This window comes from Streptomyces sp. NPDC090127, from assembly GCF_044746945.1.
Lineage (GTDB): Bacteria > Actinomycetota > Actinomycetes > Streptomycetales > Streptomycetaceae > Streptomyces.
In genome coordinates this window covers 130,642-145,760 of record NZ_JBIVDE010000008.1, presented here as the reverse complement: position 1 = coordinate 145,760, position 15,119 = coordinate 130,642, and the positions used below count along the sequence as shown (strand labels likewise).

Sequence of the window (15,119 nt, the reverse complement as noted above, 5' to 3'; positions counted from 1 at the left end):
CTTCAGGTGACGGGCTTCGTCAGCCCGTAGAACTTCTCTGTCTCGTCGACGGCCGACTGGAACCGTTCGTCGAAGTCATCGCGGATGAGCGTCCGGACCACATAGTCCTGGACGCTCATTCCGCGTTTGGCGGCATGTCCTTTGAGACGGTCGAGCAGCTCACCGTCGATGCGCAGGCTGAGCACGGTCGATCCCATGCCCGTCAGGGTCGCGGCACGGACGGGCCCGATGTGTCACTTTCCGGATTCATCTCACTCGTTCGGGTGACAGATTCGGTCGCCCTCGTTCCGAATGGTATTTAGAGCGTCTAATGAGTTACCCTAACAACCATGCCTGACCTGTCCCACGGCACCGCCGACGACGCCGCCGCCGTGAACGCGCTCCGATCCGCCGTCATGCGACTGAGCCGCCGACTGAAGCACCAGCGCGTCGACGAGTCGCTGAGCCCGACGGAGATGTCGGTGCTCGGCACGCTCGCGCTCTGCGGCTCGGCCACCCCCGGTGAGCTGGCCCGCAAGGAGCACGTCCAGCCGCCGTCGATGACCCGCATCGTCGCGCTGCTCGAAGCCAAGGGACTGGTCCGGCTGGAGCCTCACCCCGACGACCGCAGGCAGAAGGTCGTCAGCCAGACCGAGCGGGCCGAAGCCATGCTCGAAGAGTCCCGCCGCAAGCGGAACGCCTGGCTGGCCACCCTCGCCGACGGCCTGGACGAGGACGAATGGGCCAAGCTGCGCGCCGCCGCCCCCGTCCTGGAGAAGCTCGCCCACCTCTAGACCCCGACGCCGAGGAGGCGACGCACTTTGAGTACGGGACCCGGAGCAGACTCCGCACCCGTCCACAAACCCGATACCCACACCCGGGGGCGGGGGGAAACCTTCTCCTCACTCCGCATACGTAACTACCGGCTGTTCTTCACCGGTGCCATCGTCTCCAACACCGGCACCTGGATGGCCCGCATCACCCAGGACTGGCTGGTCCTGAGCCTCACCGGCTCCGCCGCCGCCGTCGGCATCACCACGGCGCTGCAGTTCCTCCCGATGCTGCTGTTCGGCCTGTACGGCGGTGTCCTCGCCGACCGCTACCCGAAACGGCAGATCCTGCTGATCAGCCAGGCCGCGCTCGGCCTCTGCGGACTCGCGCTCGCCGTCCTGACCCTCTCCGGCCACGTCCAGGTCTGGCACGTCTACCTGGTCGCGTTCCTGCTCGGCATGGTCACGGTCGTCGACAACCCGGCACGGCAGTCCTTCGTGTCCGAGATGGTCGGCCCCGACCAGCTGCGCAACGCCGTCTCGCTGAACTCCGCCAACTTCCAGTCCGCCCGGCTCGTCGGCCCCGCCGTCGCCGGTCTGCTGATCGCCACCGTCGGCAGCGGCTGGTCCTTCCTGCTCAACGGCCTGTTCTTCCTCGCCCCGCTCACCGGCCTGCTGCTGATGCGCCCCGCCGAGTTCCACAAGGTGGAGCGCGCACCGCGCGGCAAGGGCCAGCTGCGCGAGGGGCTGCGGTACGTCGCCGGGCGGCCGGACCTGATCTGGCCGATCGTCCTCGTCGGCTTCGTCGGCACGTTCGGCTTCAACTTCCCGATCTGGCTCACCGCGTTCTCCGGGGAGATCTTCCACGTGGGCGCGGGGACGTACGGCTTCCTGAACACCCTCATGGCGGCCGGCTCGCTCGCGGGCGCGCTCCTGGCGGCGCGGCGCGGCTCCACGCGGCTGCGGATGCTGGTGGTCGCGGCCGTCGTCTTCGGGGTGCTGGAGATCGCGGCGGCGCTGTCGCCGACGTTCTGGCTCTTCGCGCTGCTGCTCGTGCCGATCGGAATGGTCGGCCTCACGGTCAACATCACCGCCAACTCGGCCGTCCAGCTGGCGACCGACCCGGCGATGCGAGGCCGGGTCATGAGCCTCTACATGATGGTCTTCGCGGGCGGCACCCCGATCGGCGCGCCGCTCCTCGGCTGGATCACGGACACGTACGGCCCACGGGTCGGCTTCGCGACGGGCGGCCTGGTCTCCCTCGTGGCGGCCGGCGCGATCGGCCTGGTCCTGGCGCGGGTGGGCGGCCTGAAGATGGCCGTGGGCTGGCACCACGGCCACCCCCAGGTCCGCTTCGTCCCCCGGGAGAGGCTGGCGACGGCGGCGTAGCGCGCGGGGGCGGGGTGGAGTGCCGCCGCCGCGCTTCCGCATCACCGGGGGCGCCGGCGCCATCCCCGGCGTCCTGCCCGGCGCCCCGCCCCGTCCTCTTCCTCTCACACCCGCTGTTCCAGGACCTGGCCCGGCCAGTCGCCGACCGTGAAGGACTCGGTCCTGGTGAACCCCTGGCGTTCGTAGTACTCCACCAGGCGCCCCTCGCTGCCCGCGAAGCAGTCCACCCGCAGCAGCGAGAGCCCCTGGCGGCGGGTCTCCCGCACGGCGTGCGCGAGCAGCGCGGCGCCCACGCCGCGGCCGTGGAAGCGCTCGTCGGTCGCCAGGATGTGGACGTACACCTCGGGCTCGTCCGCCGGCGCGACGTACGACGCCGGGTGCGGGGTCAGCGTCAGGGTGCCCGCCGGTACGCCGTCGACCTCCGCGATCCACGGGGTGCCCTCGCCCACGATCCGCTCGACCAGGGCCACCGCCTTGGGGCGCGCGGACCAGGGCTCGGTGCCCCACTGGTCGGCGATGCCCTTGCCGTTCAGCCACACGACGGCGCTGTCGAGCAGCGCGAGTATCGCGGGGACGTCCTCCGCCCCGCCCTTCCTGAGGGTGATCTCCATCCGGCCGACACTAGCCGCTGCCAGACTCGTCCCATGAGGCTTTTCGCGGCCGTGCTGCCGCCCCGGGAGCAGCTGACCGAACTCGCCGGAGTCGTCGACCGCCTGGCCCACCTGCCCGGCGCCGACGCCCTGCGCTGGACCTCCCGGCCCGGCTGGCACTTCACGCTCGCGTTCATGGGCGAGGTGGACGACGAGCTGCTCCCCGAACTCAGGACGCGGCTCGCCCGCGCCGCCCATCGCACGGACCCCTTCGGCCTGCGTCTGCACGGCGGCGGCCACTTCGGCCGGGCGGTGCTGTGGACGGGGGCCGCGGGGGACCTCGACGCGATGCGGCTGCTCGCCGAACGCGCCGACGCCGCCGCCCGCCGCGCGGGGATCCCGATGGACGAGCACCGCCGCTACCAGGCCCACCTCACGGTCGCCCGCTCGCGCGACGGCCTCGACCTGCACCCCTTCGTCGACGCGCTGACCCCTTTCGAGGGCGCCCGCTGGCAGGTCTCCGAACTGTCCCTCGTCCGCAGCAACCTCCCGTCGAGCGGCGTCCCGGGCGAACAGCCCCGCTACGAGACGGTCGACGCCTGGCCCCTGGGCGGGGCGGTGCGGGCGCCGGGTTAACCTCGGTGTGTGGACCCGAAGACCCGTAACCGGATCATGGCCGGTGTGCTTGTGCTGATGTTCGCGATCGTCGCCGTCTCGTCGGTGCTCGGCCAGTAGCCCGGCCGAGCACCCGACGACGGCCTGCCGCGGGCGCCTCGCGCGCCCCCGGTATGCCTGCCCGGGTGGTGGCCCGGGGTGCCGCCACGGTTGGCCGCCGCCTACCAGGCGAAGGCCTCCGGTGACGGGCCCGGGCCCGGGAAGATCTCGTCCAGGGCGGTCAGCAGCTCCTCCGAGAGCTCCAGCTCGACCGCCCGCAGCGCGCCCTCCAGCTGCTCCGCGGTGCGCGGGCCGACGATGGGGCCGGTGACCTGGGGCCGGGTGAGCAGCCAGGCGAGGCCCACCTCGCCCGGCGCGAGGCCGTGCTTCTCCAGCAGGTCCTCGTACGCCTGGATCCTGCCGCGCGCGGCCGGATCGGCGAGGACGTCGGCGGCCCGCCCGCTCGCGCGCCGGCCACCCTCCTCCTGCTTCTTGAGGACGCCGCCGAGCAGCCCGCCGTGCAGCGGGGACCAGGGGATGACGCCGAGGCCGTACTCCTGCGCGGCCGGGAGCACCTCCATCTCGGCGCGCCGCTCGAACAGGTTGTACAGGCACTGCTCGCTGACGAGGCCGACCATGCCGCGCCGGGCGGCGGCCTCGTTGGCCTGGGCGATCTTGTAGCCGGGGAAGTTCGACGACGCCGCGTACAGGATCTTGCCCTGCTGGATCAGGACGTCGATCGCCTGCCAGATCTCCTCGAAGGGGGTCGAGCGGTCGATGTGGTGGAACTGGTAGACGTCGATGTGGTCGGTGCCGAGCCGCTTGAGCGAGGCGTCGACGGCGCGACGGATGTTCAGGGCCGAGAGCTTGTCCTCGTTGGGCCAGGTGTCGGCCTCGCGGGACATGGAGCCGTAGACCTTCGTCGCGAGGACCGTCTTCTCCCGGCGGCCGCCGCCCTGGGCGAACCAGCTGCCGATGATCTCCTCGGTGCGGCCCTTGTTCTCACCCCAGCCGTAGACGTTGGCGGTGTCGACGAAGTTGACGCCGGCCGCGAGCGCGGCGTCCATGATCGCGTGGCTGTCGGCCTCGTCCGTCTGCGGGCCGAAGTTCATCGTGCCGAGGACGAGTCGGCTGACCTTGAGTCCGGTGCGTCCGAGCTGCGTGTACTTCATGGTTCCCCAGCCAAGCCCTTGGAGCGCGCTCCAGGCAAGGGGGTGCCCGGGAACGCCTGGGGGTTCACGTGCCGCCGAGCCAACTGGTGGCGTCGAGGCGGTACGTGGTCTCGGGCGGGACGACCTGGCGCAGGGCGGTCTCCATGTCCCGTACGCGCGCGGCGCCCAGGGACGCCGTCCACTCGGCGCGCAGCTCGTCGAAGATCGCGGCCGAGCGGGCGAGGGCGTCGAGGCCGTGCGGGGTGAGCCGGACCAGCTTGCGGCGGGCGTCGGCGGGGTCGTCGGCGCGTTCGGCGTAGCCGACGGCGAGGAGGCGGTCGACGGTCTTGCCGGCGGCCTGCTTGGAGACGCCGAGGTGGCGGCCGATGTCGCTGGCGGTCGCGCCCCGGGGGCCGCCGGCGGCGATGGCCTGGAGGGCGAAGCCGTGCGCGGGGCGCAGCTCGGGATGGCCCTGGCGGGCGAGTTCGGCGTGGAGCCGGTCGATGAGGGTGCGGAAGCCGGCGAAGAGGAGGAGCGGGAGCTCGAAGCCGGGCACGGAGGGCGTCGAGGCGTCCGAAGGTGCGGAGGGCGCGGGGGGTGCGGAGGGCGTCGAGGGTGCGGGTGCGTCAAACCCCTTGCCGTTATCGACAACCTGGTTTACGTTTCTCGCCTCGGCATGGTCAACCATGTTGTCGATTCTACCGCCCTCTCCCTGGAGCCGCCTTGTTCGTCGATCACACCGTAGAGACCGCCCCCGCCGCCTCCCGCCGCTCCATGGAGCGCGTCGCCGGCGCCTGGGGTCGGCTCCCGCAGGCCGTGGCCCGCATGGCCGAGTCCCCGCACGCGCTGGACGGTTTCCTCAAGCTGAGCGCGATGTTCGAGGACACGACGCTCGACGCGCACTCCCGCGAGACGGTCATCCTCACCGTCGCCGTACGGAACCAGTGCCATCTCTGCATCCAGCTGCACGAGACGAAGCTCGCCGCGCTCGGCCCGGCACCCGACCCCGAACGCCTGGAGGGCGTACGGCGGTTCACGCACCAGGTCCTCGCCGCTGCCGGAGCTGTGAGCGACGAGGACCTGGAGGGGTTCCTCGCTTTCGGTTACACCCGACGCAACGCCCTGGAGGTCGTCCTCGGCATCGGTGCCTACACCTTGTCCACCCTGGCGAACCGGCTGACGCGTTCCGCGTGAGCGTCACAGCTGGACGAGGCCGACGAGGGCCAGGACCGAGCCGCCCTCACCCGGAAGCGCGTGCCGGGGTCGCGCGGTCTTCGTAGGGTGCGCCGAGCCCCCACGCCTGGTGCATCGCCGAGGCGAAGGCGGCCGCCAGCTTGTGCTCGCCGGACGGGCCGGGGTGCGTGCCGTCGTACGTGTCCGTGTCGAGGTCGTACGACTCCGGTGCCGTCGCGAGCAGCAGGGGCGACGTGGCCGTGTCCAGGTCGGCGACTGCCTTCGCGAGCAGCTCGTTGAAGCGCTCGCACTCGGCGGCGAAGGGCGCGTCGTAGCCGGCGCGGACGTTCGGGATGACCGGCATGACGACGACCCTGACGCGCGGGTTGGCGGTGCGGGCGGCCGCGACGAAGGCGCGGACGTTCTCCGCCGTCTGCGAGCTGTTGGTGTAGAAACCGAGGTCGATCAGGCCGAGGGAGACGAGCAGGACGTCCGCCCCGGTCGCGGTCACGGTCTCGCCGATCAGCGGCGCCATGTGCAGCCACCCCTCGCCCCAGCCCGCCAGGTGACGGCGCGCGGGCGCGGGGAAGTCCGGGTCGGCGTAGGCGTGCGAGCGGGGCGCGTCGGCGCCGGAGTCGTACAGCTCGCAGCGCGGGCCGACTATCTCGTACCGCCCGGGCAGCGCGGCCTCGAGGTGCTGCCACATCCGGTAGCGCCAGGTGTGGTCGCCGGCCTGTCCGATGGTGCAGCTGTCGCCGACGAACATGAAACGCATGGCCACATCATCCCGGAGCGTGAGCACGGCCTGCGACGTGATCCCGGCCACCCCCGGTCACCTTCGCCGGTCGGCGGCCTCCGCGCGGCGGCCGGGCGCATGGCAGGCTGGAGGGCATGCGATCTCTCCTGGGCGCCGTCGGTGCCGCGACCCTGGTCCTGGCCCTGGCGGCCGCCCCCGCCGCGGCCGACGACGGGGCGGACCAGGACTTCACGATCAAGGACCCCCGGATCACGGAGTCCAGCGGCCTCGCCGCCAGCCGGGCCCACCCGGGCGTCTACTGGACGCACAACGACCAGGACGCGCCGCTGATCTACGGCATCGACTCCCGGACCGGCGAGACCGTCGCCACGCTCACCATGAAGGGCGTCGGCACGCCCCGCGACATGGAGGCCGTCTCCGTCGGCCCGGACGGCGACATCTACGTCGGCGACATCGGCGACAACAAGGACGGCACCTGGGACCACGTCTGGATCTACCGCTTTCCCGAGCCCGAACAGCTCAGGAACCAGACGGTCACGGCGAGGCAGTACGACGTGAAGTACGCCGACGGGCCGCGCAACGCCGAGGCGCTGATGGTCCATCCGAAGACCGGCCGGGTCTACATCGCCAGCAAGAACGAGAACACCGGCGGACTCTACGCGGGCCCGGAGCGGCTCTCGACCTCCGGTACGAACGTCTTCCGGCGCGTCGACGACGTGCCGTGGGTGACCGACGGCGCGTTCTCGCCCGACGGCGAACGGCTGCTGCTGCGCGGCTACTTCAGCGCCAAGGAGTACGCCTGGCAGGACGGCCGCCTCGGCGACGAGGGCCGGAGCGTGGGCGCGCCCTTCCAGGGGCAGGCGGAGTCGGTGACGTACACGACGGACGGCTCGGCGCTGATGTTCGGCTCGGAGGGCTCGAACAGCGGGGTCGTCCGGGTGGACCGGCCCGAGGGTGACCGCCCCACGGAGAAGGCCCCCGGCGCGGAGCCGTCGAAGGCGGGGACGGGCGCGGCCGCCACCCCGGAGGAGCGGGGGAACTTCACCCTCGGCGTGATCGTCCTCGGCACCGCGACCGCGCTGGTCATCGGTGCCAAGCGCCTCCTGCGCCGCCGCTGAACAGCGGGTCTCCCCTCGCGTCGACCGGGCGCGCAACCGGGACGAGACTGGAAGGAGAACCGGGAACGACGAGGCGTGGAGGAACCATGACGGGATTCACGCGCGAGGACACCCCTGTCGCCATGGAAGGCGGTGGGCTGGACTTCCGGATGCGGGAGGCCGGAGGGGACATGAGCGTCGCCTTCATCCACCTTCCCCAGGGCACCGACATGGCACCGGCGCTCAAGGGCCTCGAGGGCGATCTGTGCCAGTGCCCCCACTGGGGGTACCTGCTCAAGGGCCGGATCAGGATTCGGACCGCGTCGGGCGAGGAGATCTACGAGGCCGGCCAGGCCTACTACTGGGGGCCCGGCCACGCGCCGGAGGCCCTGGAGGACGTCGACGTCGTGGAGTTCTCGCCGACGGCCGAGTTCACCGCGGTGATCGACCACGTCAAGGCGCGGGTGGGCTGAGACGGACACGGCCGTGAGGGCGCGGGTGGGCTGAGACGGGCACGGCGAAGGGCCCGGCATCAACCATGTCCGATGCCGGGCCCCGCGTACGTACGAGAGCGGTGGAAGCCGCGGTTACAGCTTCTCGATCACGTAGTCGACGCACGCCGTCAGCGCGCGCACGTCCGCCGGATCGATCGCCGGGAACATCGCGATCCGCAGCTGGTTGCGGCCCAGCTTGCGGTACGGCTCGGTGTCCACGATGCCGTTGGCGCGCAGCACCTTGGCGACGGCCGCCGCGTCGATGTCGTCGGAGAAGTCGATCGTGCCGATGACCTGCGAGCGCTTGGCCGGGTCGGTGACGAACGGCGTCGCGTACTTGGACTCCTGCGCCCAGGTGTACAGCGCCTGCGAGGACTCCTTCGTCCGGGCCACGGCCCAGTCGAGCCCGCCCTGGCCGTTGATCCACTTCAGCTGCTCGTTGAGCAGGAAGAGGGTGCCCAGCGCGGGGGTGTTGTACGTCTGGTTCTTCAGCGAGTTGTCGATCGCCGTCGGCAGGGAGAAGAACTCCGGGATGTGCCGGCCCGACGCGTGGACGCGGGCCGCCCGCTCCAGGGCGGCGGGGGAGAAGGCCGCCAGCCACAGGCCGCCGTCGGCGGCGAAGGACTTCTGCGGGGCGAAGTAGTAGACGTCCGACTCGGTGATGTCGACCGGGAGGCCGCCCGCGCCGGAGGTCGCGTCGACCAGCACCAGCGCGCCCTCGTCGGCGCCCGCGACCCGCTTGATCGGGGCCGCGACACCCGTGGAGGTCTCGTTGTGCGTGTACGCGTACACGTCGACGCCTGCCTCGGCCACCGGCTCCGGGTGGGTGCCCGGGTCGGAGGAGATCACGGTCGGCTCGGCCAGCCAGGGGGCCAGCTTCGCGGCCTTCGCGAACTTGGAGGAGAACTCGCCGAAGGTGAGGTGCTGCGACTTCGACTCGATGAGCCCGTGGGTCGCGATGTCCCAGAAGGCGGTGGAGCCGCCGTTGCCCAGGATCACCTCGTAGCCCTCGGGCAGCGAGAAGAGGTCGCGCACGCCGGCCCGTACCTCGCCGACCAGGTTCTTGACCGGAGCCTGGCGGTGGGACGTGCCGAGCAGGGAGGTGCCGGTGGCGGCCAGGGCGTCCAGCGCCTCCGTACGCACCTTGGAGGGGCCCGCGCCGAAACGGCCGTCGGCGGGCTTGATGTCAGCGGGAATCTGGATCTCAGCCACGAGGCGGAGCGTATCGGGTCGGAACGCACCCGGCTGACGATGTCCGCCGGATGAGACGCCAGGTGAGACATCCTGGCCCTGTGCGAAAACACGACGAGCGGTCCGATCTTGAGGCGGCGCTGCGCGCGGCCGTGGCGGGAGACGTCGACTTCGGTGCCACGGCGAGAGCCCTGACGACGATGGACGCGTCCAACTACCGCCGGGTGCCGGTGGGCGTGGTGGCGCCCCGGGACGCCGCCGACGTGACGGCGGCGCTCGCGGTCTGCCGGGCGCGGGGGGTACCGGTCGTGGCGCGGGGCGGCGGTACGTCGATCGCGGGGCAGGCGACCGGCACGGGCGTGGTGCTCGACTTCACCCGCCACATGCGCTCCGTGGTGTCCTTCGACCACGAGGCGCGGACGGCGGTCGTGCAGCCGGGGCTGGTCCTGGACCGGCTGCGGGACGCGGTGCGCCCGTACGGGCTGACCTTCGGGCCCGACCCGTCCACGCACAGCCGCTGCACGGTGGGCGGCATGATCGGCAACAACGCGTGCGGCGCGCACTCGGTGGCGTGGGGCACGACGGCGGACAACGTGCTCGGGCTCGACGTCGACACCTACCAAGGGACGTCGCTGACCCTCGGCCGGGAGTGGCGGGGGGCGCCGGCCGGGCTGCGGGAGCTGGTGGAGGGGAACCTGGCGCTGCTGCGCACCGGCTACCCGGAGGGGCTGCCGCGCCGGATCTCGGGGTACGCCCTGGACGCGCTGCTGCCGGAGCGGGGCGAGGACGTGGCCCGGCTGCTCTGCGGGAGCGAGGGGACGCTGGGGATCGTGACGGAGGCGACCGTACGGCTGGTCCCCCTGCCGGCGGCGCCGGTCCTGGTGGTCCTCGGGTACGCGGACGAGACCGCGGCGGCGGACGCGGCGGCGGGGCTGCTGCCGCTGGGGCCGCTGACGGTGGAGGGGATGGCGGCGGACCTGGTGCGGGGCGTCCCGGGGCTGCCGCGCGGGGGTGCGTGGCTGTTCGTGGAGGTGGACGGGGAGGGCCCGGCGCGGGAGCTGGTGCGGGCGGCGGACGCGCTGGACGCCTCGGTCGTGGTCGACGCGGCGGACCAGCGGACCCTGTGGCGGATCAGGGAGGACGCGGCGGGCACGGCGACGCGGATGCCGGACGGCGTGGAGGCGTGGCCGGGGTGGGAGGACTGCGCGGTGCCGCCGGCGCGGCTGGGTGCGTACCTGCGGGAGTTCCGCGCGCTGTTGACGGAGCACGGTCTGCGGGGGAGCCCGTACGGGCACTTCGGGGACGGCTGCATCCACGTCCGTATCGACTTCGATCTGTACTCGGCGGCGGGGGTGGGCCGGTTCCGGGAGTTCTCGGAGGCGGCGGCGGAGCTGGTGGTGGCGCACGGGGGCTCCCTGTCGGGGGAGCACGGGGACGGCCGGGCGCGGGCGGAGCTGCTGCCGCGGATGTACGGCGCGGAGCTGGTGGGCCTGTTCGGCGCGGTGAAGGACGTGTGGGACCCGGCGGGCGGGCTGAACCCCGGCACGCTGGTGCGGCCGGGGCGGCTGGACGAGGGGCTGCGCTTCACGAACCTGCCGGTGGAGGCGCGGGAGGTCGCGCGCTGTGTCGGGGTGGCGAAGTGCCGGGTGGCCGGGCCGACGTCGGGGCCGGGGGTGATGTGCCCTTCGTACCGGGCGACGGGGGAGGAGCGGCACTCGACGCGCGGCCGGGCGCGGCTGCTGCACGAGATGGCGCTCGGTGAGGTGATCACCGACGGCTGGCGCTCGGAGGAGGTGCGGGAGGCGCTCGACCTGTGTCTGTCGTGCAAGGGGTGCCGGAGCGACTGTCCGGTGGGCGTGGACATGGCCGCGTACAAGGCGCGTTTCCTGGACCGGCACTACGCGGGGCGGCGGCGTCCGTGGTCGCACGTGACGATGGGCCGGCTGCCCGAGTGGCTGCGGCTGTTCGGCCCGGCGCTGAACCTGGCGCGGATGGTCCCGTCCCGGCTGGCGGCCCGGCTGGCGGGGGTCGCTCCGGAGCGCGAGCTGCCGATGGTGGCCTCGCGGACGTTCGTCTCCTGGTTCGGTACGCGGCTGGAGACGGCGTCGGACGTGTGGCTGTGGCCGGACACCTTCACCAACCACCTGGCGCCGGGGGTGGGCCGGTCGGCGGTGCGGGTGCTGGAGGCCGCGGGGGTACGGGTGGGGCTGCCGCCGGGGCGGGTGTGCTGCGGGCTCACGTACGTGTCGACGGGGCAGCTGGACCGGGCGCGGTCGGTGATGCGGTCGACGCTGGACGTCCTGGAAGCGGCGCCGGACCATCCGGTGGTGGTCCTGGAGCCGTCGTGCGCGGCGACGCTGCGGACCGACGTGCCGGAGCTGCTGCCGGACGATCCCAGAGCGGCCCGTCTGGCGTCCTCGGTCCGCACCTTCGCGGAGGCCCTGGAGGAGTTCGCGCCGGACTGGACCCCGCCGCGCCTCGACCATCCGGTGGCCGGCCAGACCCACTGTCACCAGCACGCGGTCCTGGGCGACGCGGCCGACCGCCGGCTGCGCGAACGCGCGGGCCTGACGGGCGCCTTGAGCGGCGGCTGCTGCGGGCTGGCGGGCAACTTCGGCTTCGAACCGGGCCACTACGAGGTCTCGGTCGCCTGCGCGGAGGACCAGCTCCTGCCGTCCCTCCGGGCGGCCGACGAGACCGCCGTGCTCCTGGCGGACGGCTTCTCCTGCCGCACCCAGATCGCCCACCTCGCGGGCCACGAGGCCCGGCACATGGCGGAGGTCCTGGCGGAGGCGCTGGTGGCCAGGGAGGCCGCGGCTGGGGAGGGCGTGGCTGGAGGGGGCGTGGCTGGGGAGACCGTGGCCGGGGAGGGGGGTGCTGGGAAGGCGCGGGCTGGAGGGGGCGTGGCCGGGGAGAGCGCGGCTGGGGAGACCGTGGCCGGGGCGGGGGAGGGCGTGGCCGGGGAGGCCGACTGAACGTGCGGCGGTAGGTGCGGGGCGGGACGCCCCGGCGGCGGACGAACTGCTCGCGCAGGACGGCGGCGCTGCCGTAGCCGACGAGCCGGGCGATCTCCTCGACCGGGAGGTCGGTGGTCTCCAGGAGCTCCTCCGCCCGGCCGAGCCGCAGGCCGAGGAGCCAGGCGTGCGGAGTGGTCCCGGTCGCGGCGGCGAAGCGGCGGGCGAAGGAGCGGCGGCTCATCAGGGCGCGGCGGGCCAAGTCGGCGACGGGCAGCGGTTCGTGGAGGTGGGCGCGGGCATGGGCGAGGACGTCGCCGAGGCGTTCGTCCTCGCCGTCCTCGGGAACGGGGGCGGTGACGTACTGGGCCTGGCCGCCGTCACGGTGCGGCGGCAGGACGAGGTCGCGGGCGAGCGTGTTCGCGGCGGCGGCGCCGTACTCGCGGCGCAGCAGGTGCAGGCAGAGGTCGGTCGCCGCCACCGTCTCGTACGTCGCCGACGGCGACCGGCGCGTGATCGTCGACCCCGGGATGGTGGCGAGCCGCGAGCGCATCCTCGGTCCGCTGGCCGAACTGGGCCTGGGACCGGACGACATCACCGACGTCGTGCTCAGCCACCACCACCCCGACAACACCATGAACGTGGGTCTGTTCGGCCGGGCGCGGGTCCACGACCACAAGGCGGAGTACGTCGACGACCAGTGGACCGACCGGGACGCGGAGGGGTACGAACTCACGCCGTCGCTGCGGCTGATCCGTACGCCGGGTCACAGCCCGGAGGACATCACGCTCCTCGCCGGTACGGTGGACGGCGTGGTCGCCTTCGTCGGCGACCTGTGGTGGCGCCCGGACGGCCCGGTGGAGGACCCGGTCTCCCCGGACCACGCCACGCACCGCACCTCGCGCGTACGCGTCCTGGCGGCGCCAGATGTGATCGTCCCGGGCCACGGGGCCCCGTTCCGGGCGGGCGAGGGGGCTCCGCTGTAGGGGCCGCTCACGCCTCCGGTGCGAACAGCTCCTCGACGCGCTCGGCGGTGACGGCGCGGTCCAGCCACCGGTCGAGCGTCTCGGTCTCGGTGCATTCGAGGATGCGCTGGGCGGTGGCTTCGGGAACGTCGACGCCCCGCGCGGTGAGCACGCGCAGGACGGACTTGGCTTCGCCTTCGGCCTTGCCCTTGAGATACGTCGTCTCGATGAGGGTGCCTCGGCCCGGGAAGTACGTGCCTACCGCCATCAGATTCCTCCAGATGTCCGCGGCCGGGGTGTCTCCCAGGCCGATTTCCAGCAGCTCCGAGTAGTAAGCGAGGGATCCCCGGTCGGCTGTGCCCAGGGCCTGGGCCAGTGCCTCCAGTATGGCCGGGGCCTCCGGGTGCCTGCCATGGGTCATGGCGGAGAAGGCGGCCATCGCGAGGTCCCGCTTGGTCTCGGCCGCGTTGGTGATCACGGGGACGTTGTCGGGGCCGAGGACGAGCGGGTGGACGCGCACGGCGGTCCACCCGCCGTAGCCGGTGGTGAAGGGGCCGGCGGCCCATGTCGCCGTCGTGCGGTCCTGGCAGACGACCAGAAGGAGGACGGGAAGGCCGAACTTGGCCCTTAGATAGCCGAGGTAGTACGTCCAGCTCGAACCCTTGTCGGGGTCGCGGCGTCCCTGTGCCTCGATGGCGAGCAGGAAGCCGCCGCCGTCGGGCGGCTCGACGCGCAGGACGCTGTCCACGCGCCGCTCCAGGGGCCGGATCTCGGTGGTGTCGGGGGTGAGAACGTCGACCGTCGCCTTGGCGGGCAGCGGCAGCCCCAGGATCTGGAAGACCGGGGCCAGTAACTCCGGCCGGTCCTGGAAGATCCGGTGGGAGGTCTCGTGGGTTGAAGTGACCATGGAGGGAACGTAGGGCGGGCCCGTCGGCATGCAAGTGCTCTTGGCATATGACCACTCGTGTGAGTGACCGGCTCCTCCCCGCCGACCGCCTCACCCGCCCCGGCCGCCTCACCCGCCCCGGCCGCCTCACCCGCCCCGGCCGCCTCACCCGCCCCGACCGCCTCACCCGCCCCGCGCGACCTTCCGGGCCAGGGTCGCCAGGAGGGGGGTCGCCGGATGGGGGGAGGCGTCGCGCCAGGCCAGGAGGACCTGGACCTGGGGGGCGTCGGGGAGGGGGCGGTAGGTGACGCCCGGGTGGGGGTGCATGGCCGCGGTGGAGGCCGAGGAGACGCCGACGCCGCGGCCCGCCGCGATCGCGGTGAGCCAGTCGTCGGTGTTGCCGACCGTGAGGGTCGTCGCCGGGCGCCGGGCGGCGGGCCAGAGGGACGGGGTCGTCGTGCCCGAGACCGTGTTGAGGACGATCGTCTCGCTCGCGAGGTCCGCCAGGGTCAGCGACGTACGGGACGCCAGCACGCTGTCCGTCGCCACGGCGGCCACCCGGTCCTCCGTGGCGAGCTCCTCCGTCGCCAGGCCCGGCGCGTCCACCGGCCCCCGCAGCAGCGCCGCGTCCACCTCGCCCCGGACCAGGCCCGCCGTGCGGTCGTCGATGCGGAGGAGTTCGAGCGGTGTCTCGGGGTGCTCGCGCTGCCAGCGCCGTAGCAGCGGGGTGGTGTACGGGCCGAACGCCGACCACGCGTGTCCCAGTCGCAGCGGGCGGTGGCGCAGTCGCGTCGGGTCCAGGGCCGCGTCGAAGGCCGCGACCGCCGCCGCCGCGCGGTCGTGGAAGGCGCGGCCCTCGGCCGTGAGCGCGAGGTGGTGCGTGGAGCGGTCCACGAGCCGGACGCCGAGGTGCTTCTCCAGCGCGGCGAGCGTGCGGGAGACGGCGGGCTGGGTGAGGTGGAGCCGGGCGGCGGCCCGGGTCACGTTCCCCTCCTCCGCGATGGCGAGGAAGCAGCGGAGATGGCGGAGCTCGATGCCCGAGCGACTTCCATGAGTCATGCGTCCGGAG

Annotated in this window: 16 protein-coding genes and 1 pseudogene; 8 read left to right on the top strand and 9 right to left on the bottom strand. The window is 73.0% G+C overall.

Going from position 1 to position 15,119, the window contains the following annotated elements; genetic code table 11:
• Window positions 1-2: 2 nt before the first annotated feature.
• Complete coding sequence (locus ACIPPS_RS27355) at window positions 3-197, bottom strand: ribbon-helix-helix protein, CopG family (protein WP_401437154.1); 195 nt, start codon at window positions 195-197, stop codon at window positions 3-5.
• A 132-nt stretch (window positions 198-329) separates the two neighbouring features.
• Between ACIPPS_RS27355 and ACIPPS_RS27350 the strand changes: the two genes are divergently transcribed.
• Window positions 330-773 carry a MarR family winged helix-turn-helix transcriptional regulator gene (locus ACIPPS_RS27350; protein WP_401437152.1) on the top strand — a complete coding sequence of 148 codons (444 nt, stop codon included), beginning with the start codon at window positions 330-332 and terminating at the stop codon, window positions 771-773.
• 27 nt (window positions 774-800) lie between these two features.
• The gene (locus ACIPPS_RS27345; RefSeq protein ID WP_401437149.1) at window positions 801-2,138 is read left to right on the top strand and encodes an MFS transporter; all 1,338 of its coding nucleotides are present in this window, start codon (window positions 801-803) and stop codon (window positions 2,136-2,138) included.
• Between the two features lie 104 nt (window positions 2,139-2,242).
• On the opposite strand, the gene ACIPPS_RS27340 is transcribed toward ACIPPS_RS27345, so the two are convergent.
• Window positions 2,243-2,749: a GNAT family N-acetyltransferase gene (locus tag ACIPPS_RS27340; protein ID WP_401437147.1), complete on the bottom strand. Its 507-nt coding sequence runs from the start codon at window positions 2,747-2,749 to the stop codon at window positions 2,243-2,245.
• 33 nt (window positions 2,750-2,782) lie between these two features.
• On the opposite strand from ACIPPS_RS27340, the gene thpR reads away from it, so the two are divergent.
• The gene (gene thpR, locus ACIPPS_RS27335; RefSeq protein WP_401437144.1) at window positions 2,783-3,364 is read left to right on the top strand and encodes an RNA 2',3'-cyclic phosphodiesterase; all 582 of its coding nucleotides are present in this window, start codon (window positions 2,783-2,785) and stop codon (window positions 3,362-3,364) included.
• A 200-nt stretch (window positions 3,365-3,564) separates the two neighbouring features.
• Here the strand turns inward: thpR and ACIPPS_RS27330 are convergent, their stop codons facing one another.
• Entirely contained in the window at window positions 3,565-4,554 is a 990-nt protein-coding gene (locus tag ACIPPS_RS27330) for an aldo/keto reductase (RefSeq protein WP_401437142.1), read from the bottom strand.
• A gap of 64 nt (window positions 4,555-4,618) precedes the next feature.
• A complete protein-coding gene (locus tag ACIPPS_RS27325) occupies window positions 4,619-5,230 on the bottom strand; it encodes a MarR family winged helix-turn-helix transcriptional regulator (protein ID WP_401437731.1) in 612 nt (203 codons plus the stop codon).
• Window positions 5,231-5,256: 26 nt separating this feature from the next.
• Between ACIPPS_RS27325 and ACIPPS_RS27320 the strand changes: the two genes are divergently transcribed.
• Window positions 5,257-5,727, top strand: coding sequence for a carboxymuconolactone decarboxylase family protein (locus ACIPPS_RS27320; RefSeq protein ID WP_401437139.1), 471 nt, complete (start codon window positions 5,257-5,259; stop codon window positions 5,725-5,727).
• A 46-nt stretch (window positions 5,728-5,773) separates the two neighbouring features.
• Here ACIPPS_RS27320 and ACIPPS_RS27315 read toward each other — a convergent pair whose 3' ends face one another.
• Window positions 5,774-6,481 (bottom strand): GDSL-type esterase/lipase family protein, encoded by a 708-nt coding sequence (locus tag ACIPPS_RS27315; protein WP_401437137.1) that lies wholly within the window; start codon window positions 6,479-6,481, stop codon window positions 5,774-5,776.
• A gap of 116 nt (window positions 6,482-6,597) precedes the next feature.
• On the opposite strand from ACIPPS_RS27315, the gene ACIPPS_RS27310 reads away from it, so the two are divergent.
• Together ACIPPS_RS27310 and ACIPPS_RS27305 are read left to right on the top strand one after the other, a co-directional pair.
• Entirely contained in the window at window positions 6,598-7,581 is a 984-nt protein-coding gene (locus ACIPPS_RS27310) for a WD40 repeat domain-containing protein (protein WP_401437134.1), read from the top strand.
• An 86-nt stretch (window positions 7,582-7,667) separates the two neighbouring features.
• Window positions 7,668-8,033, top strand: a complete 366-nt coding sequence (locus ACIPPS_RS27305) for a hypothetical protein (RefSeq protein ID WP_401437131.1) — start codon at window positions 7,668-7,670, stop codon at window positions 8,031-8,033.
• Window positions 8,034-8,147: 114 nt separating this feature from the next.
• On the opposite strand, the gene serC is transcribed toward ACIPPS_RS27305, so the two are convergent.
• The gene (gene serC / locus ACIPPS_RS27300; RefSeq protein WP_401437128.1) at window positions 8,148-9,266 is read right to left on the bottom strand and encodes a phosphoserine transaminase; all 1,119 of its coding nucleotides are present in this window, start codon (window positions 9,264-9,266) and stop codon (window positions 8,148-8,150) included.
• 50 nt (window positions 9,267-9,316) lie between these two features.
• Here serC and ACIPPS_RS27295 point away from each other — a divergent pair, with 50 nt between their 5' ends.
• Window positions 9,317-12,220, top strand: coding sequence for an FAD-binding and (Fe-S)-binding domain-containing protein (locus tag ACIPPS_RS27295; RefSeq protein WP_401437125.1), 2,904 nt, complete (start codon window positions 9,317-9,319; stop codon window positions 12,218-12,220).
• 64 nt (window positions 12,221-12,284) lie between these two features.
• Here the strand turns inward: ACIPPS_RS27295 and ACIPPS_RS27290 are convergent.
• A pseudogene (locus ACIPPS_RS27290) lies at window positions 12,285-12,443 on the bottom strand (helix-turn-helix domain-containing protein); the annotation flags it as partial.
• A 172-nt stretch (window positions 12,444-12,615) separates the two neighbouring features.
• Between ACIPPS_RS27290 and ACIPPS_RS27285 the strand changes: the two are divergent.
• Entirely contained in the window at window positions 12,616-13,185 is a 570-nt protein-coding gene (locus tag ACIPPS_RS27285; protein WP_401437122.1) for an MBL fold metallo-hydrolase, read from the top strand.
• Between the two features lie 7 nt (window positions 13,186-13,192).
• Here ACIPPS_RS27285 and ACIPPS_RS27280 read toward each other — a convergent pair whose 3' ends face one another.
• Together ACIPPS_RS27280 and ACIPPS_RS27275 are read right to left on the bottom strand one after the other, a co-directional pair.
• Complete coding sequence (locus ACIPPS_RS27280; RefSeq protein ID WP_401437119.1) at window positions 13,193-14,071, bottom strand: hypothetical protein; 879 nt, start codon at window positions 14,069-14,071, stop codon at window positions 13,193-13,195.
• 162 nt (window positions 14,072-14,233) lie between these two features.
• Window positions 14,234-15,109 (bottom strand): LysR family transcriptional regulator, encoded by an 876-nt coding sequence (locus ACIPPS_RS27275; RefSeq protein ID WP_401437116.1) that lies wholly within the window; start codon window positions 15,107-15,109, stop codon window positions 14,234-14,236.
• Window positions 15,110-15,119: the final 10 nt, after the last annotated feature.